This window comes from Dyadobacter sp. CY327, from assembly GCF_021390415.1.
In the GTDB taxonomy this organism is placed as follows: Bacteria; Bacteroidota; Bacteroidia; order Cytophagales; family Spirosomataceae; genus Dyadobacter; species Dyadobacter chenhuakuii.
Genome location: NZ_JAJUXJ010000007.1, coordinates 1358533 through 1381137 on the forward strand (window position 1 = coordinate 1358533; position 22605 = coordinate 1381137).

The 22605-nt window shown below is 48.6% G+C and carries 17 protein-coding genes; 6 read left to right on the plus strand and 11 right to left on the minus strand.

All coding sequences use genetic code 11. The features are described from left to right. Window positions 1-11: 11 nt before the first annotated feature. The gene (locus tag LZG74_RS22025; RefSeq protein ID WP_233798649.1) at window positions 12-824 is read right to left on the minus strand and encodes a class I SAM-dependent methyltransferase; all 813 of its coding nucleotides are present in this window, start codon (window positions 822-824) and stop codon (window positions 12-14) included. Window positions 825-1041: 217 nt separating this feature from the next. Between LZG74_RS22025 and LZG74_RS22030 the strand changes: the two genes are divergently transcribed. Beyond that, window positions 1042-1731 (plus strand): hypothetical protein, encoded by a 690-nt coding sequence (locus LZG74_RS22030; RefSeq protein WP_233798650.1) that lies wholly within the window; start codon window positions 1042-1044, stop codon window positions 1729-1731. Window positions 1732-1814: 83 nt separating this feature from the next. On the opposite strand, the gene LZG74_RS22035 is transcribed toward LZG74_RS22030, so the two are convergent. From LZG74_RS22035 to LZG74_RS22045, 3 genes are all read right to left on the minus strand, one after another. Next, window positions 1815-3683 (minus strand): serine hydrolase, encoded by a 1869-nt coding sequence (locus LZG74_RS22035; RefSeq protein ID WP_233798651.1) that lies wholly within the window; start codon window positions 3681-3683, stop codon window positions 1815-1817. A gap of 120 nt (window positions 3684-3803) precedes the next feature. Beyond that, window positions 3804-4922 carry a helix-turn-helix domain-containing protein gene (locus LZG74_RS22040; protein WP_233798652.1) on the minus strand — a complete coding sequence of 373 codons (1119 nt, stop codon included), beginning with the start codon at window positions 4920-4922 and terminating at the stop codon, window positions 3804-3806. Then, a complete protein-coding gene (locus LZG74_RS22045; protein ID WP_233798653.1) occupies window positions 4919-5926 on the minus strand; it encodes a GlxA family transcriptional regulator in 1008 nt (335 codons plus the stop codon). Before LZG74_RS22045 ends, LZG74_RS22040 begins: the two co-directional genes overlap by 4 nt. A 150-nt stretch (window positions 5927-6076) precedes the next feature. On the opposite strand from LZG74_RS22045, the gene LZG74_RS22050 reads away from it, so the two are divergent. Beyond that, complete coding sequence (locus tag LZG74_RS22050; RefSeq protein ID WP_233798654.1) at window positions 6077-6523, plus strand: SRPBCC domain-containing protein; 447 nt, start codon at window positions 6077-6079, stop codon at window positions 6521-6523. A gap of 81 nt (window positions 6524-6604) precedes the next feature. Here LZG74_RS22050 and gdhA read toward each other — a convergent pair whose 3' ends face one another. Further along, window positions 6605-7942: an NADP-specific glutamate dehydrogenase gene (gene gdhA / locus LZG74_RS22055; protein ID WP_409014521.1), complete on the minus strand. Its 1338-nt coding sequence runs from the start codon at window positions 7940-7942 to the stop codon at window positions 6605-6607. 267 nt (window positions 7943-8209) lie between these two features. Here gdhA and nhaA point away from each other — a divergent pair, with 267 nt between their 5' ends. The 3 genes from nhaA (at window position 8210) to LZG74_RS22070 (ending at window position 11479) form a co-directional block, all read left to right on the plus strand. After that, window positions 8210-9415, plus strand: a complete 1206-nt coding sequence (nhaA, locus tag LZG74_RS22060; RefSeq protein ID WP_233798655.1) for a Na+/H+ antiporter NhaA — start codon at window positions 8210-8212, stop codon at window positions 9413-9415. 75 nt (window positions 9416-9490) lie between these two features. Then, a complete protein-coding gene (locus tag LZG74_RS22065; protein WP_026629030.1) occupies window positions 9491-9883 on the plus strand; it encodes a response regulator in 393 nt (130 codons plus the stop codon). A gap of 126 nt (window positions 9884-10009) precedes the next feature. Beyond that, window positions 10010-11479, plus strand: a complete 1470-nt coding sequence (locus LZG74_RS22070) for a serine hydrolase (RefSeq protein WP_233798656.1) — start codon at window positions 10010-10012, stop codon at window positions 11477-11479. Between the two features lie 47 nt (window positions 11480-11526). On the opposite strand, the gene soxC is transcribed toward LZG74_RS22070, so the two are convergent. Genes soxC through LZG74_RS22100 form a run of 6 tightly spaced genes read right to left on the minus strand, consistent with a single transcriptional unit; the run spans window position 11527 to window position 20788 of the window. Beyond that, the gene (gene soxC, locus LZG74_RS22075) at window positions 11527-12771 is read right to left on the minus strand and encodes a sulfite dehydrogenase (protein WP_233798657.1); all 1245 of its coding nucleotides are present in this window, start codon (window positions 12769-12771) and stop codon (window positions 11527-11529) included. A gap of 2 nt (window positions 12772-12773) precedes the next feature. Continuing rightward, on the minus strand, window positions 12774-13412 hold the full coding sequence (locus tag LZG74_RS22080; protein WP_233798658.1) for a c-type cytochrome: 639 nt from the start codon (window positions 13410-13412) through the stop codon (window positions 12774-12776). Then, entirely contained in the window at window positions 13393-15045 is a 1653-nt protein-coding gene (locus LZG74_RS22085) for a hypothetical protein (RefSeq protein WP_233798659.1), read from the minus strand. Before LZG74_RS22085 ends, LZG74_RS22080 begins: the two co-directional genes overlap by 20 nt. A 24-nt stretch (window positions 15046-15069) precedes the next feature. Next, window positions 15070-16446, minus strand: coding sequence for a DoxX family protein (locus LZG74_RS22090; RefSeq protein WP_233798660.1), 1377 nt, complete (start codon window positions 16444-16446; stop codon window positions 15070-15072). A gap of 17 nt (window positions 16447-16463) precedes the next feature. After that, window positions 16464-17798 (minus strand): RagB/SusD family nutrient uptake outer membrane protein, encoded by a 1335-nt coding sequence (locus tag LZG74_RS22095; RefSeq protein WP_233798661.1) that lies wholly within the window; start codon window positions 17796-17798, stop codon window positions 16464-16466. A gap of 11 nt (window positions 17799-17809) precedes the next feature. Further along, on the minus strand, window positions 17810-20788 hold the full coding sequence (locus tag LZG74_RS22100; protein ID WP_409014522.1) for a SusC/RagA family TonB-linked outer membrane protein: 2979 nt from the start codon (window positions 20786-20788) through the stop codon (window positions 17810-17812). Window positions 20789-21285: 497 nt separating this feature from the next. On the opposite strand from LZG74_RS22100, the gene LZG74_RS22105 reads away from it, so the two are divergent. Continuing rightward, window positions 21286-22590, plus strand: coding sequence for a hypothetical protein (locus tag LZG74_RS22105; RefSeq protein WP_233798663.1), 1305 nt, complete (start codon window positions 21286-21288; stop codon window positions 22588-22590). Window positions 22591-22605: the final 15 nt, after the last annotated feature.

Here is a 22605-nt window from a genome sequence, read left to right on the forward strand (position 1 = left end):
AGAAAAAAATATCAGCGCAGAACTGTGACTTTCAGGAAAGTAGCGGGAATAGAAGTCTGGTTGCGGTCCGGGCTCTGGTTCTGGCTTTCGAACAAGCTTTCCAGCTCCTGCTGCAAATTTTCTTCCTGTCCGTTTTTTTCCGCAGCTTCGAAGGCGTTCATCGTCGGGCCGTAGTATTTTCTGAATGTTTCAAGAAAAACTGCTGGTGAATAAGGCGCTTGAAATGTAAATGTTTCCCTTTCAAATGAAATGTTCTCCGGCAATGCGCCTGCTGCAACGAAACGCTCGGTAACATTGCTTTCTACACCCCAGAGCATCGGGCTGACGAACCCCTCCGGCGGCGCCGGCGTGTAAGCGGAGCTCACTTTCAGGATCTGCGCAACCAGCGTCGGATCGCCGGGTATCCAGTTTCCCATGACTATTTTCCCGCCGGGACGCGTAACCCGGAACATTTCTCTTGCCACTTCAAATGGCTTGGGCGCGAACATCGCCCCGAAAACGCTTACCACCAGATCAAACGATTCATCCGCAATCTCGTTCAGATCAATGGCATCGCCTTCCCGAAACGTAATGTTGGTCAGGCCCTCTGCCCTTGCCCGGGCATTGCCGGCTTCCACGAGGTTTCTAGCAATGTCCACGCCCTGAACATTGGCGCCTAACCGTGCTGCGGGTATGGCAGTAGTGCCGTCGCCACAGCCCAGATCCAGAACATCGGCGCCGGCTTTGATTCCCAACTTCGCTACCAGTGCCGAACCGCTTTCACGCATCGTTGCTGCCAGGCGGGTGAAATCCCCTTTTTCCCAAAGTGCTTTGTTTGCATTCATTTTCTTTTCGTTTTGGTTAATAGATACTTTTAATTTTCTCTGTCCCGATAAACGACTGTTGACCACCGGATCGGATGCCTGACTTAGTTATCGGCAACGCAGCGGAGGCCGTAAAATAAGAATGTCAATGATACCAACGCGATTCACTTGAATAAATGTAAAGACTTGATTATCATTATCATAACGTATCTCAATAAAAACCAAAACAGATTATGTTATGAAAACCAATTCCACCATTCGCAAGGCGATCTCTATGGGCACCATCTGCGTGTTCGGCTTGGTATTAGCCTGTACCGACCATGAATTACCGGAAATTCCGAACATGCCGGAATCAGAATGCATGCTCGCAACCAACATGACGGTGCCACGCGCCTACCCGTGCGAATTCAAGATTGAAAAACTCACATTTTATGCCAAAGACGGCACTGTTCTCGGTGAGGTTACGCCTGCTGCGAGTGAAATCATTTTACCCCGGTCGGCTGCCAAGGAAGATTCCAATCCCTCGGCCGTGGCTGTGGATCAGATCGGTTCATTAAAATATGACGTGAAGGCCACCATCAGGCGGATTGCGACGCCATCATTTCCGGTTGTTGCCGGATATCAGCTGCGTTACACGCAGCATACCTCAGGCGTGCTGGCCCTGACCACGCCGGGCGAAAGTTATCAGATCGGTATGTCGGTCCCGCTTACAGTCCCGGTCGGCGGAACCATCGAACAGCCATTTGAGCTATCCTATCTTTACAGACTTAACAATTCCGGCCCCGGCATCAAACCTGTCACTTTCAGCGGGTTAACCGCATTCCTGATCTACAACGACGCCACAGCAGAAGAACTCGACGGACGTCCAAGCGCCATTGGCAATGTGGCAGAAGCATATGTGAAAATTGTCACGAAATCAGCTGAGTAAGCAATTTAAAATATGAATAACCCACATTCCAGATTCTCAACAATTTGCCTGATCATTGGGCGCACCCGTGCGGGTTTTACAAATCAGAAAAACCAGTGATTACTTGCCAGAAGCCATATGAAGTATACTCCGGCACCGGAAGCGCAGCATAAGTAAATTTTGAGCGGCCAGCTTCGTAAATATTCCCATTTCAGTCCAAGCTGAATGCAGGTGAACATCATGAAAAGAGCAAAACCATAATTTCCGATCGTCCACGCAGTGTGAAGGCCGTCCATCGGCAAGGCTTCTTTCATGTGTTCGAAAAGCTGAGAAAGTGAATACAAAGACAGCGATAGCGAGAGTGCGGCAAGCCCTGGCATCAATCGAACAACCCATTGCTCTCTTCCCGCTTTTTTCAATATCAAAACAATGGCATTCACCACGCCAAAGCCGATGGCAGAAATCATTAGCACGGCGCAGACAATAAACAAGATAATGGGTATCCATGCCTGCCAGAGGGAAATTTTCTCGAAATACATCGTGCCGTCCGAAATCGCGGGATTCCCGGCACCGTCGTTCAGAAAAACAATGTGGGGGTGGATTGCATTCATATGCTTATAAAACCTGCCTTCCCTATCCGTTGCCTGCCACCGCATTTGTCCACGGCCGATAATGCTTACGTCCAAAAATTGTCCCATCCTCCTGACGTGAATGGTGTTGGTCAGACGCTCAAAAAAACCACTATATAACTGGCTGGGATTAGTGTAACGATAATATCCTGCATGCCTATCAACGACCTTCTGATGCAATGGATAGGCTTCCGCGGGCAGTGGCTTGGGAGCATTGTCCAGCAAATATCGGCTGATCAGCCTATCTGCAAACCTGTAAAACTCCTCATTATGCGTGTTAAGCGCAAATGCATAGCCGACCCCCAGCTGGCGATTGTATAAAAATGCCGAGAGGAACCCGCCGATTGCGCCCCGGTGACCTCTGAATAATGTCCCGTCCAATTCGTGACTCTCATTGCCATACGCATATGTATTCCTGAGACCAGCCTTTGCAGACAGATAAGTATGGGGCGTTTCCGAATCTTCGAGAACCTCCCTGCTCAAAAAGTTCCCATAAGGTTGCTCCCATCCATTCAAAAACATTTTCAGACCTCGGGCTGCATCCGCAGCATTGATGTTCAGCGAACTGTAACCACTGCTGAAAGCAGACTGATGCGGCACAAGAGAAAAACCACGACCGTCCCATATATATCCTCTGCTATATAACCCTGCGTCGTCATCTGTCAGATTCAGATTCGTGTGGGCCATCCCCAGTTTGGCAAAAACCTCTTGTTTTACATAGTCATTTGTGGTTTTGCCGGAAACGCGTTCGATCACATAATCAAGAACAGCATAATTAACGCCGGAATAGGCATGCCGCTCACCTGGTCTCCATTTTGACGACATGTATTTTTCAAATACGGCCAAGGCTTCCAAACCGGTGTACTGCCTGGAAGAAAAATTGTATTCTTCAAAGGGCGATTTATCGCTGAAACCCGTGGAATGCTCCAATAATTTGTCGATTGTAACCGGACTGACTTCTTCCCACTTATTTTGAAAACGAATGTCCGGGGCAATGTCTTTGAGCCTGGAATCGAGCCGGAGCTTTCCTTGTTTTACCAGATTCAGGACAGCGGCGGCGACGAATAATTTGGTGATGGAAGAGCCGCGAAAAAGAACATTTTCGGTTACCGCCCTCTTCTTTTCGTAGTCCGCCATTCCCAGGCCGGAAGCCAGTAGCACGGTATCGCGCTTGACGAGGGTCAGCATCATGCCTGCAACATGCTGCTTTTCCATCTCAGTACGGAGTATGTTTTTAAGCTCTTCAATGTTAGCAGGAGCAGCTGGTTGCTGTGCGCGGGCAGGGATCCGGGCAAGTGAAAGCGAGGCCAATAGCCAAAGGGACGGCAGAAGAAAACGGGTCATTTTACATTGGGTTTTTTGGTGATCATTTCTGACCCAATGTTGGCGTTTTGTATTTATTCCGCGTTCGGATTTATCCAAAAGAACGTTTTTGGGCTCCTAATCGGTAAAGGCCGCTGGCAACTATGCCTGTGCTGATCTTTGGAATTCCGTCGGTGATAAGCCGGTCAGTTTTTTGAAGGAAGTATTAAATGAAGTTTTCGAATTGAAGCCGGCTTGAAAGGCAATGTCAAGCATCGTAAGCCGGGCGGCATTGTTCAGTAGCAAGGACTTCGCTTTTTCAACACGATACCGGTTCACAAACGAGAAGAAATTTTCGCCATACTCGTCATTGATCAGGAACGATAATTCGTGAATGGATATGCCCATTTTATGAGACAAAAGAGGCAGGCTCAGCTCATTGTTCAGATAGACCTTCTCTTCTTCCATCAAATTTTCAAGCTTCACTTTTAAATAATTTATCTGAGTATCGGAGAGACGTTTTTGCTTCTCTGCCTTATTATCGGGATCCTTATTCAGGATTATATCCAGTTCTTTCAGCGTTTGCTCAGGGTAAGCGTAAACTTCTTTTTGTTTTAATGAATAATAGGACAAAAAATAGACACTCAGAAAATAGAGTACGGAAGCATAGCTGGCCCCGCCCGAAGGATTGAAAAAGGCAAGATGAAGCCAGGTTATGACAATCACAATAACCACATAGAGCAGATTGGTGAGCCAGGACAGGTCGATAGACTCGGTGGAAGAAGCCAGCTGGCGGATGTTTTGTCTGTGCCTGTATAACTTTCGATAACTGAGTGTCCAGTATATAATGATCTGGATCGGGAAAGCAGCTGCAAAAAAAGTAAATATGATGCTTTCAAGCGTTTTATCCGCGATCTCCAGATTGTTGCCCGTAAGCATGCGCGGCAATTGGAAAAGGAATAAAACGAGAAAAAGTAAAAAGTGTGCAAATGTTCGCCAGGTAAATGTTTTCGTCGGGGCAGTAAAATAACGGACACTCAGGTATAGAGCCGGTGCTGCTACAAAGCGGCTTAACTCCAGGAAGCTTATCGTCAGCGGATATTGATTCTGCAATCCGAGATCATAAATAAAGATTTCCAGCAAGGACATGGCAAATGCCAGCATGAAAACGCCCAGCCAGCGGTTTGCATAAATGTTGTTATGTTTCGGATGGTTAGCGAGTAAAAAAGACAGCAGAAATGATCCCCCGGCAGACAGACCAATGATTATAGTGTTATTCATTCGAGATTGAGTTGCTTCCGGTTATCCTGATACGCATGGCTGTTGTATTTTGAACGGTATTCGAGCGGAGAGATCCCGGTGATTTTCCTGAACACTTCCCGGAAGGCCTTCATGTCGGAATATCCGGTTTCATACATAACCTCCTTGATGTTTTTGGAATTGGTTTCAAAGGATTTTTTGGCTGCTTCCATTTTCACGCGCTGTGCATATTCGGTTGGCGTGTTACCGGTTGCCTTGATAAATCTCCGGTCAAAGTTTCTCCTTCCTACGGCAAATTTAGACGCCAGTTCGACGATGGATATCTTGTTCTCCACATTTTCTTCGATATAAGCCTGCGCTTGCCTGATGACCTCGTCCTCATGTGATTTCTGTCCGGCAAAAATGATAAAAGGCGACTGCGTTTCCCGGTCTATATCGATCTGAAAAACCTTGGAGCAGAAAATGGCCGTTTGCCGGTCAAAATATTTTTCAACAAGGTAAATAATCAGGTTTAGAAATGAATAGGCGCCCCCATTGGTGTAGATGCCGTTCTCATCCGTAATCAATTTGTCTTTCTGCACATCGATTTCCGGGAACATTGTCTTAAACCGATCCGCGAATGCCCAGTGCGTAGAACAGGTTTTTCCGTTGATCAGGCCCGAAGACGCCAACAAAAAGGCACCGGTGCAGATGCTCGCCACTTCTGCCCCGCCACGATATTGGGCGCTGATCCATTCAATCAAGGGTTGGTTTTTTGCTATGGCCTGTTCATATTGGTGATTTAAGGATGGTATGACAATCAGGTTCGTTTTCGAAACAGCAGAAATATGGACATGAGGCTTTACCGAAAACAACCCTTCATGAAAGTCCACCTGCCCGGACAGCCCGGCCAGCTGAATATGATATAATGTTTTTTTATATTTTTCTTCCCAATACGAATTCGCCCGCTTTAAAATCTTGTAAGCGCCCACAATGCTGCTGAGATTGTTCTCTCCGTCGGGAACAAGGATCGTGATAATTTTCATTTGTTTTTAACCGCAAGTTATAAACTGGCTTTGTCCAAATCAACCCGTTATAATGTCCATTTCACACGCCACGAATTTCCTGCTAAGCCTATACTTTTGGGAAAAACTTAGCAGGTCAAACATTTTACTTCAAACCAAAAACTTTCACTTATGGCAGATATCTTGCACAGGGTCGGGATCAGATCGCAGTCTTTACAGGACATTTATGATGCATTGACAACAGAGGCTGGCCTGGCGGGCTGGTGGACCAGCAATACGCAGGGACAGGGCAATCAGGTGGGCAACATCATTGCATTCCGGTTCGGAGCAGGAGGCTTTGATATGAAAGTTACCGCGCTGGAAGAGCCTACGCATGTTTCATGGGAAGTCGTGGACGGCCCTGCCGAATGGGTGGGCACAAGCATCAGCTTCGACATAAGGCAAGAAAATGATTATGCTATCCTGCTTTTCACACATGCCAACTGGCGTGAACCGGTTGAATTCATGCATCATTGCAGTACAAAATGGGCTGTTTTTCTGTTGAGTTTAAAATCCCTGATCGAAGAAGGTGAAGGCAAGCCGGATCCGAGGGACATCAAAATCGACAACTGGAATTAATATGGCCTCAATAAAATCATGGGCTTTGCCTTGTGCCGGGTAACCGACTGCAATGCAGAGCCCATGATAAATAATGGTTTCCTACACTAGCCCTTGCGCCAGCATAGCATCGGCTACACGCACAAAGCCACCGATATTAGCGCCTTGCATATAGCTTATGCGCCCGTCGGGCTTGTGTCCGTAACGCAGGCAAGTTGAATGGATATTGAACATAATGTCCTGCAACTTTTTATCCACTTCCTCGCGCGACCACGACAAACGTAGCGAATTCTGGGACATTTCCAGGCCCGAAACGGCCACTCCACCCGCATTGGCCGCCTTACCGGGAGCGTACAGGATATCATTATCTTCGAATATAGAGATTGCTTCCGGTGTGCACGGCATATTTGCACCTTCCGCTACGCACATACAGCCGTTTTTAATCAGCATGCGGGCGTCATCGCCATTCAATTCGTTTTGGGTCGCATTAGGCAATGCAATGTCACATGGAACTTCCCAGGGTGTTTTGCCGGCAATGAATTCACACCCAAACCGGTCTGCATAAGCGCTGATCCTTCCGCGTGTTTCGTTTTTCAAATGCATGATATAGGCAAATTTCTCTGCATCGATCCCTTTTTCATCGTAAATGTATCCCGACGAATCAGAAAGGGTTAAAACTTTGGCACCCAGCTCGATACACTTTTCCAATGTATACTGCGCCACATTACCCGAGCCCGAAATGACCACACGTTTGCCTTTAATGCTGTCGCGGTGCTGCTTTAGCATTTGTTCAACGAAATAAACCACACCATAACCGGTCGCCTCGGGGCGGATCAGGCTTCCGCCATAGCTGGCGCCTTTGCCCGTTAGGACACCTGTAAACTCATTTTTGAGCCGCTTATATTGGCCAAATAAAAAGCCGATTTCCCTGGCGCCTACACCGATATCCCCCGCCGGCACGTCGTTGTCCGAACTGATGTGACGGAAAAGCTCCGTCATAAAGCTCTGGCAAAAGAACATAACTTCCCGGTCGGAACGGCCTTTCGGATCAAAGTCCGATCCGCCCTTGCCTCCGCCCATCGGAAGCTGCGTCAGGCTATTTTTAAATATTTGTTCAAAAGCAAGAAACTTTAATGTACCCAGGTTGACAGAAGGATGAAAACGCAGACCGCCTTTGTAAGGTCCGATCGCACTGTTCATCTGAACCCGGTAACCCCGGTTGATCTCCACTTCGCCCTGATCATTCATCCATGGGACCCTGAAAATAATGACACGCTCCGGCTCTGCAATCCGTTCAAGAATTTTGGCTTTCTGATAATGTGGCTTGTCCTGAATAAAAGGGATAATATTTTCGGCAACCTCGTGGACGGCCTGATGGAATTCATTTTCGCCGGGATTCCGATCGATGATCCGGGTCATGAAGGATTGTACGGAAGTCAATGTTAAAGTGGTTAGTAAATGGAAATATGTCTTCTTCTTCGATGTATTCCAAGGCAATATAATGCAGGAATGATTTGAATTAAACACTTGCAACATTATTGCACAAACTTTTTGCAGGCTGCTGACGAGCAAGTCTACGATCATTGGATGAACCAGGCCGACCGACACCCGCACCATGTGGCCTATTATGGCTTTTAACAAAACAAAATAATTTAACACTGTTCAATTTGGATGCATTTCTAAGCCATACTCACTAGTTTTACGGCTATGGCACAATTGATAAACATCCATTCGTTTAAGGAATTTTTCCGGTCGAGCTCAATCGGCGGTTTCATACTGATCATTTGCGTGATCATTTCACTCGTCATAGCCAACTCTGGCGCAGGACCGGGATTTGAAGCATTTCTGGCTAAGGAGATCGGAGCTGATCTGGGCGGCATTCACTTACGATACCCTATTCTGCTATGGATCAATGACGGGTTAATGGCCATTTTCTTCCTGTTGGTAGGCCTGGAAATCAAGCGCGAGATGCTGGAAGGTGAACTTTCATCATTTAAAAAAGCCTCTCTTCCGATCCTCGCAGCCATGGGCGGCGTGCTGGCGCCTGCACTGATTTACTATGCATTCAATGCCGGCACGGAAACGGCTGGCGGCTGGGGCATACCCATGGCAACGGACATTGCCTTTGCTATTGCGATCATTTCCATGCTCGGAAAGCGTGCGCCATCGTCCCTCAAAGTCTTCCTCTCGGCGCTGGCCATTGTCGACGACCTGATGGCGATCCTGGTTATAGCCATTTTTTATTCTTCGGATATACATTACACTTACCTTTTATACGCATTCGGGATCTTCCTTTTCCTTTTGTTGCTAAATAAGTTGAAGGTAAAAAACCTCGCGGCATATCTCATCCCGGGGCTTTTTATCTGGTATTTTATTCACCACTCTGGCGTACACGCCACTATTGCGGGTGTTTTGACCGCATTTGCAATTCCCACAACCCCGGACGCAACCGAGTCTCCGCTGGAAAAACTCGAACATTTTCTCGTCAACCCGGTCAACTTTGTGATTATGCCCATTTTTGCCCTGGCCAATACCAATATTCAGTTTGAAGCCGGGATGCTGGAAGGATTGACCACCGTACTTGGCATCGGAATCATAGCCGGGCTTGTCATAGGAAAGCCCGTTGGGATTACCTTTTTCTCCTGGATTGCAGTGAAGCTCGGGATTGCCAGAATGCCCAATAACGCCTCCTGGCTTCATATTATAGGCGTGGGGATGCTCGGTGGAATTGGCTTTACTATGTCCATTTTCATTGCGCTGCTTTCCTTTTCCGGCAAGGACCTGATCCTTTCAGAAGCCAAATTTTCCATTTTAACTGCCTCCATCATTTCCGGAATATTCGGTTACATCTGGCTGAGCAGACTAGACAAAAAAACAAAAAAAACCGGCTTATCTCCCGCTGAAGATCAATAGTCACCCGTTTGTTGGCACGCTATTAATGTGCATCCGCAAGCTAGATATCTGCTTTACGGACACACGAACGAGATTATGGGAGATAAAAAACTGTTTGTCATGATTGACGATGATACAGACGATCATGAAATATTCAGCATGGCGCTATCAGAGCTTGTCAAGCCATTAAAATGTCTTTTTTTCAAGGATTGCGAGTCGGCCGTCGCATATTTCAGCCAGCAGTCGGCATCTGCGCCTGGATATGTGTTTATTGACCTTAACCTGCCCAGGATACCTGGGGACGAATGTCTGGTGCATCTGCAAAAGTTGCAGGAATTCGACAGCCCCCGCATCATCATTTATTCCGGCCCCATCCCGGAAGAGTGGCGGGAACGTTTTAAGCAAATCGGTGTTGACCAGTTTATCGAGAAGACCGGTTCAATACCGGAGCTGGTTGGTGAGCTGAAACAATTGACCGCGTTGGATTAAACACGGCCGGGCCAGTTTTTGTTAAAGTTTAAAAAAATGCTGGCTGTGTGATGAGGTCACGTGATGACGCGAGGCAACTAGATTACGCTGGACAACAACATCGAACCGAAACAAATAACGATCATTATGCGGCAAGTGGTTTTCAAATATGTGACAAGCCTGGCTTTGCTGTTATCGGCTGCGTCCTGTTCATCAGACGAGTCAAAACTTATGGGCATCTGGCATACTGAACTGGAAGCCATACCCCAACTCAAAAGCGCGTTTGATTTGGAATTGAATCACGATTTTTTCGGGGATAAATGGAGCGGGCGGTTTGAAATTGCCGAGACCATGACCGAAGGAAACTTATCCAGTGTAAAAGTTGATGGCTCCAAGATAACCCTTGATCTTGGCCAGGGCGCCATGTTCAAAGGCAATCTTGCAAATAATAAGCAGCAAATCACGGGTGTACTCAATGTGCCCGGCATCGAGAAGCAGACACTGCGTTTTACCAAAATAGAAAAATGGTCATCACAGCGGCCCGCAAGGAGCGACAAGGATAATCAACCTGTAAAAACCTGGGCATATCAGGCCCCTCCTGCAATTCATGACGGATGGAAAGTGGGCACGATCAACACAGCAACCGGGGATTCAAAGCCTTTGAGGGATCTTTTTGAGAATATCCTAAAAGGTCATTTTAATGGGCTCGATGCTATCCTGGTTGCCCGGAATGGCAAATTGCTATTAGAGGAATACTTCTATATGGGCGATCGGGAAAGGATTCACAGTATACAGTCGTGCACGAAAAGTGTGACCTCCCTTTTAATTGGTATTGCGCATGACGATGGCCTTATCAAGAATCTCGATGCGCCTGTAAACACCTTTTTTCCGGCTTACGGGGATTCCACAAAGCGAAAAATGCCTCCATTTACACTGCGTAATGCATTAACCATGTCAGCAGCATTGGATTGGCGTGAGGATATTCCTTATTCAGATCCGCGAAACGATGCAGTCCTGATGAACCAGAGTAAGGATATGTTTCAGTATGTTTTATCTAAAAACCCTGACCCGAAGGTTCGACCAGGCGAAGTATTTGAATACAACAGCGGACTCTCTATTTTGCTGGGAGGTGTTATTGCCAATACAACCGGAAAACCAGCCGATCAATACGCAACGCAAACACTCTTCAAAGATCTGGGAATAAACAAATTCACCTGGACCGCTATGAACGGGCAAATCCATACAGGCGGCGGACTGTTCATGAAGCCACGGGATATATTGAAGTTGGGCCAGCTGGTGCTAGACGAGGGAAAATGGAATGAAAAACAGATTGTTTCAGCATCCTGGATCAAAGAATCCACGGCATTTAATTTACCCGTAAATAAGGCAAACAAGGAGTGGGGATATGGATATCAATGGTGGCGTGGCGTGCTTCGGGCTGATAATAAGGTATTTAAAACAATATATGCAGCAGGATATGGAGGCCAGGTGTTATGTATCATTCCGGATCTGGACCTAGTGATTTTGACCTTACACCACAATGCAACCGAAGGAAACGGCAGACGGAGTATTTTATGGAAGGAAATGGAAACCAACATCCTCCCTGCATTCAAATGATTGTAGTTAAGTCCAACCAACAACTGCAAGTAACAAAAGTCCTATAATCAAGTCGCTTTAAACAAGACCTGCCCGTCCTTTTGCACATACCAGGCCGTTACGGGATTGAAATGGTAACCCATGTTGCCGCCTCTTGCTGCTAATAATTGTTTTAGGAAGGGCTGGACGTAGCCCGTTTCGTCTACGGCGCGGCTCATGATCTCGGTGGGGCTGCCGTCCCATTGCCAGAGATGCCTGAATGCCGTTATAGCTTTGTCGAGAATGGGTTCCTGTAATGCAGCCGTTTTCCAGCTTTTTCCTGCATCCGTACTCACTTCCACCCGCACGATTTTGCCGCGACCACTCCAGGCAATGCCGCGTATCTCGATCCAGCCTGCCTCTACTTTTGCCGGATAGCTCGGGTAAGTGATCACAGACCGGGCATCCATGGTGAAGCTGAATTGCCTTATTTTTCCGCCGGCAACCGTTTCTGTGTATTTGGAAGTTTCCTCACGGGTCATAAATGGCGCGTCCGAAAGCTCTATGCGGCGCAGCCACTTGACGCTTGCATTCCCTTCCCATCCCGGAAGGAAAAGCCTTGACGGATAACCTTGCTCGGGCCGCACAGCCTCGCCGTTCTGCGCATATGCAATGATGGCGTCATCGAATCCTTTCCTGACGGGAACGCTGCGTGTCATCACTGCGGCATCGCCTCCTTCGGCCAGGAACCAGTTTGCTTTAGGGTTCACACCCACTTCCCGAAACAAGGTCGAGAGCTTCACGCCCGTCCATTCGCTCTGGCTTACCAGACCGCAAATTTCCTGCGGCCGGAGCTTGCCGTCATTACTGCCGCGATAATTGCCCGAACATTCCAGGAAGGCAGTCCGCGACACGGACGGGAAACGTTTGAGATCAGCCAGGGTGAAAACCATTGGCTTATCGACCATGCCGTGAATGACGAGTTCGTATTTGGACGGATCAATGGCCGGAACGCCGCCGTGATGCCGCTCATAATGCAGGTCAGACGGTGTTATAGTGCCGTATAAATCTTGTAAAGGTGTACGCGAAGAAGTGTCCGATGGCGTCTTGAGCGGCTTTTCAAATGCCGACCTCGTCCCTAATGTTCCGGGAGGCACACCGGGTACTTTGGCAGGGTCGTCGCTAATGCTTTCGGCTTGGGTAAGCGCTGCCTGAAACGCCTTCCCCTGCGCAGTTTGCACCAGCACAATAGTGGCCGCAGCCGCCCCGGCAAGGAGATTTCTGCGGCTGATCTTGATTCCTGCGGAACCGTTCTTATCGTCTCTTTTATCCATTATTATCTGATTTCCGGCCCGTCCGTGCGGTCGTCGGGGACGAAGTTATTTCTTGCCGGCATTTTTACTTTTGGTAGGTTCTTAGCATTCAATGTCACTTTTTCATCCCATAACCCATTGGCATTAAGCAAAAAAGCAGTCAGGCTGTACACTTCCTGATCCGTCAGGGAACCGGGTTGGTTGAAGGGCATAGCGCGGCGGATGTAATCAAAAACGGTTGTGGCGTATGGCCAGTAAGTGCCAATCGCTTTGATCCGCCTTACGTCTGTCCGCCTGGCATCACTTGCGGCGCCTGTGCTTTTGCCGGTAGAATCCGGCGCTGCTACTAGGCGGTCATTAGGACCTTCGGTTCCGGTTGCTCCGTGGCAGGCTGCACATTTTAATGCATAGATTTCCCTGCCCTGTAACACATTGCCCTCGCCCGCAGGCAATCCCTTTCCGTCGGGCGAGATGTCAATGTCCCATGCTGCAATTTGTATTGCAGAAGCCTTTCTGCCGAAGCCGAAGCTTTTAGGCCAGTCGAGGGTGTCGCCGGCATTTTCTTTAGTGTTATCAAAATGATTTTCACGCTTCACAGCGGCTACCAGCAATAGCATGGCCAGGATCGACCATATGCCATATCTAATCGTATTTTCCCGCATTTAATGTACTTTTTGCCAGAACGTAAGGCCTCTTAACCCTGTCCAGAACTACGTAAATCGAATCTTTATTTTCATTAATCCCGCTTAAAATCACGCGAGAGCCGTCTTGTGTGGTGTAATTCAAAATCATTCGGTTGCGCTTGTCGCGGCGGGGCTTTGCTGCAAACTCCTTATCGCGCCGGGCCGAGTAAGCAATAGGATCGATCATTTTATTCTCATCCCCGATACGCGCCAGCGCGGCTTTGCTGATCCAGTTTTTATCCGCACGATCGCCTTCGCCCCGCGCCTCTTTGCCCTTTTCAGCACGGCTTGGTTGCGGTTTTTGCTCCTGCCCTACTCCGTCCCTGGCGCCGCCTTTCGCATATTTATCTCTTAAATACAATGTATGCGCAATGGTATCTGCAAGATAATGATAAACCCGCTGCCCTCCGGCCGTACCCGTAAGTTCAAATGTGCGTCCGATGTCGCGCATCGGCGCGCCGCCGCCATTGGAAAGGTCCAGCGGTTGCGGCTTGTTCACCTTGAAAGTCAGCGTAGTCCAGTTCTCGAAAGTAGCCCATTGCCACCGAAGCGTGTCTGTGGGTGAATACGGAATGGTTTGATTATTGATTTTGAATTCTGTGACATTGTAATTTCCACGCAATGTTTTCACCCCGGCAGTGGATGGCTGCTTATAAGGATCGTATTTGAAATTGACGTATTGTAAATAAAATAAATGCACGAGGAATAGGGCGAATACACCAAATTTTAACGCGTATCGTAAGTATTTTCCGTTCTTTGAAAATAACGGGTAAATGTTGTTTGGGGCTGTGAAGCGTTCTAGGACGATGAGGTTCCAGAGTTTTGGGGTGTCTTTGATTAGCAGAAACGCGGCTAGCAGCACGAAGTAGGAACTGTAAACATGCACGCCGCCGTCGTATGCGAAGTTTACATAAACAATATCCCCTAATGCGCCCAGCAGCAGTATAGCGCCTAATGTGGTTGTCCCCCTGAAAAATAGTAAGATCCCGGCGGCAAGTTCTACAACGCCCGCAAACACCTGGTACCAGGGAACAATGCCGACCGAAAGCCAGTAAATCTTTTGCAATGTGAAATCACCGAAATTCGTATTCAGCAACCCCAGCGAAGGGTATGGCATCTGTGTAGGCAGCAATTTGGTGAAACCGAAGCCAATAATGCCGATCCCCGCCCGGTAACGCACCACCACCCGGAGCCAGTAATAAAGCAGATTGTAATTGGCTGGCTGGGGCTTGCGCAACCGGTCTATCCCCGTCCAGATCAGGCCCACGACTGTTGCAGCAAAGAATGTGATAATCCAGGTGGCATAACCGTTAAGCGGACTTCCGAACAGGGTGCGGCCGAAGAGATCGAGACCGCTGCCGAACCTGGCAATGTCGTACACATCGCGGTAATGCAGCCGCGTCCATTCAAAATTGAACAGCGCTGTATACCATTCGGCACTGTTCGGAATGCTCATGGCGATGAAGAAAACGAAAGCGATGCGGAACAGCGTTTTCTGCCACTCGGGCCATCTTGCTGCTGTGGCACGCTCGTCGTGTTGCACGTCCGCAGGCGTGGACTCTTCAACCACGGGCAATTCTGTTGCTGTGTTTAATTTGATCGTTGACAACATATTCGATTCGGTTTTGACCAATGATTAAAGTTTGAATTCTCCCCGGCGTCCCACTTTCTGAACTTCCTGGAACAAGTATTTTTTATTAATTTTTTTCAAAGCCACATACAGCGAGTCGTTTGATTTACCCACCCCCGAAAGCAGGATCGTTGTTGAATCGGGCCGGGAGTAATGCAATGTCAATCGGTCCGAAGCATCTACTTTGTTGGTCAGTTTCAATGTTTTTGATGCCGGATCATGCTCGTAGCTGTAATAATGTCTGCCTCCTGATCCTGCCTGTTCGTAGTTCCGCCTGGCGTCATCAAAATCAATGTGCTCCACATTAGCCGAATCGATCAATGCCGGTGGCGATGAACGGATGCTTAATGTGGCCCAGTTTTCAAAAACAACATCTTTCCACCTTACCGGATCGAGCGGCGAGTAAGCAAGCGTGTCGCCGTTGAGCACAAACTGCTCAACATTATAAAGTCCGGCGACTTGGGCTAACCCTGGCTTGGTTGGGTATTGATAGGAATAATTGTGATATCCTGCATAACTTTTATAACCATAAATGACCACGAAAAACAGGACAAATGCCCCTTTAAAAGCAATGCGGGCCTGTTTGATATTATTTTGAGTAAAAACAGGTTTGAAACGGTTCGGAAAAGTCGGCTTTCCGAGGGTAAGCAGATTATTGAGCCGGTTGGCATCGAAAGCAAACAGGAACAATGCCAATACAATCAGGTAAAAACTATAAATGTACTCCCCGCCTTCATATGCGAGATTTGAAATAAACACATTGCCCGTGAACGGAATGATGATCAGCGTGGCCAATGTGGTTGTACGACGGTGGAGTAAGAGCAAACCGCCGGCCAATTCAACCAAACCCAGAAAAGACTGATAATCAGGCACTACGCCCAGGCTTAATGCAAATAATTTCCATGCGCTAAAATCGCCGTAAGCCGTGTTCAGATTACTCAGGGAAGGCGGCGGTGCCTGTAAAGGGAAAAATTTGATAAAACCGTAAGCTATCAACCCCGCCGCGAGCCGGTAACGGACGATTACGCGCAGCCAGTAATAGAGCTGGTTGTATTCCTTCTTGTCCTTATCCCTGTTGCCCCAGACAATGCCTCCCAAGATCGCGATCAGTAAGATCACCGCCCAGTTGGCCCAAGTGTCCGGTCCGGAGAAAAAGCGCGGCTGATATCTCGAAAGCTCGAAAATATCCCCATAAGTAAGGTTGAGCCAGTTTATCTGAAAAACCTGGCGATAGAATTTCCAGTCAAGCGGAACGCATTGAATGACAAAATAGATGAATGCAATGCGGAATAACACTTTTTCAAACGGCTTCCATTCACCGGGAGCAGAAGCCACGGCCCCGCCGGAGCGGACCTGGGCTTCATAAATAGCTGCGCTGGACATAAGGTTTTGATTTTGGATTAATAACCTGGATTTTGTTTCAATGCTTTGTCAATCAGAAGCTGTTCGGCGGGCATCGGAAGCAGTAATTTACTTTCGTCGGTGATGTTCAGCACCTGTGTGGCCCTGCCTGTGCGCACAAGGTCGAACCAGCGGTCGGGTTCCAGGGCAAATTCGATCCGACGCTCATTTTCGATTGCCAGCAGGAATGCAGCCTTGTTTGCGGCGGTGAGTTTTGCGATCCCGGCGCGTTCACGCACTGCATTCAAATCGGCCAAAGCGCCGATAAGGTTTCCCGTCTGCGCCCTTGCCTCAGCGCGGATCAGGTATAGTTCTGCAATGCGGATCACGAATGTCGGGTCCGTAGCCGGGCTGCGGTAATACAAGTTTCCGTACCATCTTCCCTGGTTGTCTTTGGCTACCAGCGCGCTGCGGTTTCCACCGACTTTCGGATCATTGGCCAATGCTACAAAAGCATCATTAGGCGCCCACTGCCGCGTTCCTCCTTTTTCCTGAGGCTGCCATTGTCCACGATGGCTGTTGGTTTCATTGATATTGTAAAAAATCTCAAATACCGATTCGGTTGTCCCCCTGGCATCATTGGCAAAAAATGCATTGTATGGCTTCACAAGCTGATAGTTACCTGCATCGGCGATAATTTTGTCGGCATATTCAGCTGCCTTTACGTAATCCTTTTGGTATAAATAAAACCGCGATTTCAACGCCCACACCGTTTTGCGCGTGGCCCGGAAACGGTCCGTTGTTTCCGCAAGAAGCGGTTCGGCGGCGTTCAGGTCAGCCAGTGCCTGCGCATAAACTTCTTCCTGCGAACTGCGCGCAATGCCCCGGTTGTCCTGTGGCGTTAAGGTAGGCTTGGTAATGATCGGCGCGCCACCCCATATCCTCGCCAGATCGAAATAGGCAAACGCCCTGAGGAAATAAGCCTCTCCGATGATCTTGTTTCGTTGCGCTTCGCTCAACGAAGGATCTTGTACCGCAGGGACTTTATCCAACACGTGGTTCGCCCGGTTGAGCATGCTGTAAATGCCTGTCCAAACCGAAGAAACAGTCGGGTTCTCGGCATTAACCCGGTGATTGATAAACTCTTGTACCTGCGATTGCGAGCCAGTCCATTGAATGTTATCACCTGATAAATAACCGATGGATTGCAGATTTACGCTATAATAGCTTCTGAATGAGTCATATGCTCCGTTCAGAGCAGTTTCCGAAGACGCTTTGTCGACAATGGTTTGCTGATCGGAAATGGATGCTTTGGGTTGCACATCCAGGAACTGGTCGCAGGATGTCAGGAGCAGCAAAAACGCGAGTACGGTGGTATGTTTAAATGCTTTCATATGGGTAAATTTTAGAATGTCAGGTTAACGCCAACCAGAACGCTTCTGGGCTGCGGCGGTGTGCCGAGGTCGATGCCTTGTTCATTTTGCGCACTGGAAGAGCTCGATTCAGGATCCAGACCAGTGTATTTTGTGATCGTGAAAAGGTTGCTTCCGGTTACGTAAAGGCGCAGTGAAGAAATTCCGCGCACCGGAATCGTGTAGCCAATGGCAAGCGAACGCAGCCTGATAAATGACCCGTCTTCCAGCCAGCGACTTCCGCCATCACGATAGTTATTGACATTCACACCATCCGGGCGGGGCACATCCGTGATGTCGCCGGGCTTTTGCCAGCGGTCGTTATTACTGGCAAAAATGATCCGCGCCGCATCGCGCGCACCGCCGCCCTCGCCGAAAAATTTGTTATGGTTATAAACCTTATTCCCATATTGAAACGCAAGGAAAGCATTGATATCGAACCCTTTGTAAGTAATGCTATTGGTAAGTCCGCCGAAAAATTTAGGCCATATGCTGCCGTTGATCTGGCGGTCGGCAATGGTGATCTTGCCATCCTTATTAACATCTTCATAAACCGTGTTGCCGGTCTGCGGATCAACATACAGCTGTTTGTAAACCCAGAAGGAATAAAGCGGCTGGCCCTGTTGTAACAGGATCAGGCTGCGGCTGCCATATTCGAGCGGATTTTCGAGCTTTTCGATCTTGTTGATGTTTCGGGCAACATTGAAGCTCGTAGTCCAGGAAAATGTATTGTTCTGGAAATTCACCGAACGGATCGCCAGCTCAAATCCTTTGTTGCTGATCTCGGCCGTGTTGCTGCGATAATTGGCAAAGCCGGTTGTGGCAGGCAGTGTGAGTGATAGCAGGCCGTTGCTGGTGTATTTGCTGTAAACATTCACTTCAATACCAAGCCTGTCGCCAAAGAAGGCAATGTCGGCGCCCGCATTAAACTGGCTGGTCCGCTCCCATTGCAGATCCGGATTAGCAAGTTGCTGCGGCGCAATGCCTGGATTGCCCTGGTAAGGAGAGCCGCTGCCCCAAAGGCCTAATGCTGCAAAACTGCCCAGACCATTCTGATTTCCGGTAACGCCATAGCTTGCGCGGATTTTCAAATCGCTTAGCACGGCCACATTTTTGAGAAAATTCTCCTGCTTAACCCGCCATGCTCCACCCACCGAAGGAAAATAACCCCATCGCCTGTCGGCACCAAAACTGGAAGAACCATCCGCACGAATGCTGAAATCGATCAGATATTTGCCGCCGTAATTGTAGTCGATGCGTGAAAAGAAGGATGCAAGGTTCTTTTTAGACCAGCTGTTGGATCCCGTAGTTGTAGCTGCGGAAGAGATCAGTTTGAAAGAATTACTCGCAAAACCACGTCCCGTTGAGGTTGTTCCGGTGTTCAGATCGCTTTGAATGGTGTTACCGATCAGGATGCCGAAGCTGTGTTTGGTGCCGATTTTCTGTCGGTAAGTAAGCGTTTGCTCGTTAATCCAGGTCGTAGCCTGCCCATTGTTTGCCGTTGCCAGCCCGTTCGGGCTTCCGGAAATGAGGAATGTGTTCCAGTATTCATTTTCGTCATAATTGTTGTAATCCAATCCCCAGCTTGTGCGGAATTTGAGGTTAGGAAGGATATCAGCCTCCGCATACAGGTTGCCAATGTATCGCAGGCTCACAGACTTGACATCGTAATGCTGCAAAAGCAGGCTAACATTGTCAAATCCGGCCCGGCCCACGAGCTCACCGTTTTCATTTGTTGGCGACAAATAAGTAGGCGTATGCAATGCAGCCTGCAGAAGCCCACCCGCCGGGCCATCGCCGGCGCGTGCCTGGTTACGGAATGTGCGGGCAAAACTGTTGCTCACCCCAATCTGCACTTTGTCCGAAATCTTCTGATCCAGGTTAACCTTGAAACTGGCGCGGTTGAAATTGATCGGTTTCAAAATCGATTCCTGGCTGTTGTAGCCTCCGCCGATGTAATATTTCGTTGTTGCCGTCCCGCCCGAAACGGACAAATCGTAGTTCTGGACGGGCGCCGTCTGGAATATTTCGCCTAGTCTGTCATACGTTTTCTGCTCTTCGGGCAGGCCGCGGCCGCCTTCGGAAGCGGGGCGGAATGGTCTGTTCGCCTCTGTCCGGTTTAAGGATGGCGTATCTTTTCCGGTGTTGACCCACCACTCGTTCACGAGTTGTGCGTGCTCCGGGCCGGTGGTCAGGTCCCATAGTTTTTCCGCTTTGGCAAGGCCATAGGAAGCATTCACGCTGACCTTTGCTTTTTGGTTGTATTTGCCTCGTTTGGTGGTGATTAGGATTACACCGTTCGCACCGCGCGAGCCGTAAAGTGCCGTGGCTTCGGCGTCGCGCAGGACTTCCAGGCTTTCAATGTCATTCGGATTAATGTCGGCAATCGGTGAAGTTGCTTTCCCACCGGTTCCTATGGTCTGCATGCTGTTGCTGTTCATAAATACGCCGTCAATCACATACAACGGGTCATTATCACCATTGATGGAAGTGGCCCCGCGCACGCGGACGGTAACCGCTTCGCCGGGAACGCCCGTGTTGGATGTGATTTGCACGCCCGGCACTTTGCCTTGCAGCTGCGCATCAAAGCTCCCCGCCGGAATGTTTTTCACATCCGTAGGATCTACTTTTGTGATGGAACCAATCACATTTTTACGTTCCTGCGTGCCGTATCCCACCACCACAACCTCATTCAGCTGGCGCTGATCGGATGCCAGGGTGATGGACAATTTGCCTTTGTTACCCGGTTTTATTTCCTGCGTCGCATAGCCGATGTACGAGACAACAAGGACTGCATCTGCCTCAGCATCAATGTTAAATCCGCCTTTCGCATCGGTGGTGGTCCCGATATTGGTCCCTTTCAAATGAATATTAACGCCCGGCAGCCCTTCTCCGCCAGCGTCGGTCACATTGCCCTGAACTTTCCCCTGACCCTGCTGCTGGCTGTAACCGGCCAGGGTAAAAAGCAGCATAGCCACAGTTGTCGCAGTTTTGATAAGGCGACCTGCCTGTTTACCGGGCGATGGCTCCTGTTTTGTAAAAAACATACATTCGAGTCGTTTAAGTAATGAAATATTTGCCTTAGTATATAGATTAAATAGTCTATCAGAATCGATAAAAGCGGATATAGCAGTCTTTTGAACAGACCGCATGGGTCTTCAAAGCTTGTTATCAACTTTTATGGGAATTACTTTTCAGCATCCACTTAGGCCGAGGAGGCTTCCATGAATGCAGGTTTAAATATTTACTTTTTTTCAAAAGCGAATATCTAATGCGAGATCTTACTGGTGGTAATAAGATTACTCTACTAACTTAATAGACAAATATTATGTAAATATTTTATCCGTGCAAATGTGGACGAAATAAAGTGTAAAAAAATTTTTACCCACTGGTCGTATCCCTAAGTTTTCGATCATTATTTGCATTTTAAGCCGCTTTGGAAGTATATTATCCTTAAATCACTAAACCCATGAAAATAGACTTATCCATGACCCGGCGTGAAATGCTTGGAATAACCGGCATGGCCGGCTTGACCGCATTAACGGGCTTTCCTGCCGGCGCGGCCACGCACGCTGCACCAAAACGACCACGCATTGCCTGCCTCGTTACATACTGGGGCGCCACCAGGTCGCACGCCGACTGGATCATCACCAAGCTGCTCGACGGCTATTGGTGGCAAGGTGCTCACACTCTCTCGCGGGTAGAAGTTGTATCCGTTTATATCCACCAGTTTGATACAAGTTTACTCGGCCAAAAAATATGCAAGGCCAAGAACATTCCGATTTTCAAAACAGCCGGCGAAGCGGTTACACTGGGCGGAAAGGAACTGGCAGTGGATGGCGTGGTGATCGTTGGCGAGCACGGGGAATATCCTACCAATCTCAAAGGACAATGGCTCCTGCCGCGCTGGTGGATCTATGAAAAAGTGATCCGGGTTTTTGAGCAGAGCAAGCGCTCTGTGCCGGTTTTTAATGACAAACACCTTTCTTACAGTTGGGACGAAGCCAAATGGATGTTCGATAAATCCCGTGAACTGAACTTCCCGCTCACCGGCGGCTCTTCCATACCGGTTTACTTCCGCAAGCCGGAAATAGAACTTGATATAGACACGCCTTTGAAAGCATCGGTGGTGATCGGCGGTGCTCCCGATGAAGGTGCCCTTTTTCATTGTGTGGATGTATTGCAGGCTTTTGTTGAGCGACGAAAGGGTGGCGAAACTGGCGTAAAGTCAGTACAATGCATTCGCGGCCCGGAAACGTGGAAGTGGACCGAACAGAACCCCTGGGCGGCCGCATTGCTGGAAGCGGTTCGTAAAAGCTTTGACCTGAAACAGGGACACTTTCAGGAAATCGGGAAACCGAATGTCTGCATCATTGAATACAATGATGGCACAAAAGCAGCAGTGTATTCTGGCCAGGGTGTGGGCTGGACTTTTGCCGGGGACATTGAAGGTCGTAACGAACCAGCCATTATGTCGATGCTAGACTGGCCCGGCCCGTTTTCTCAATATCATGCGTCCAATGCACAGCCGCACTGGATTACCGAAATGATGGTGACCGGAAAAGAACCATTCAATGCCGAACGGCTGCTTTTGTCAACCGGCATCACTGCTTATAATATGGAATCCAACTGGGAAAACGGCAAATATTCAGCCGTAGGGCGCCGAATTGAGACGCCATTTATGAACATGCGATACCGCTCCACGCGCGGAGCGCAGTTCAGCACAGGCCAGCGACCGCCGGATGTTCCTTATATGCGGGGGTTTAGTGAATGACTGAATGAATGAGTG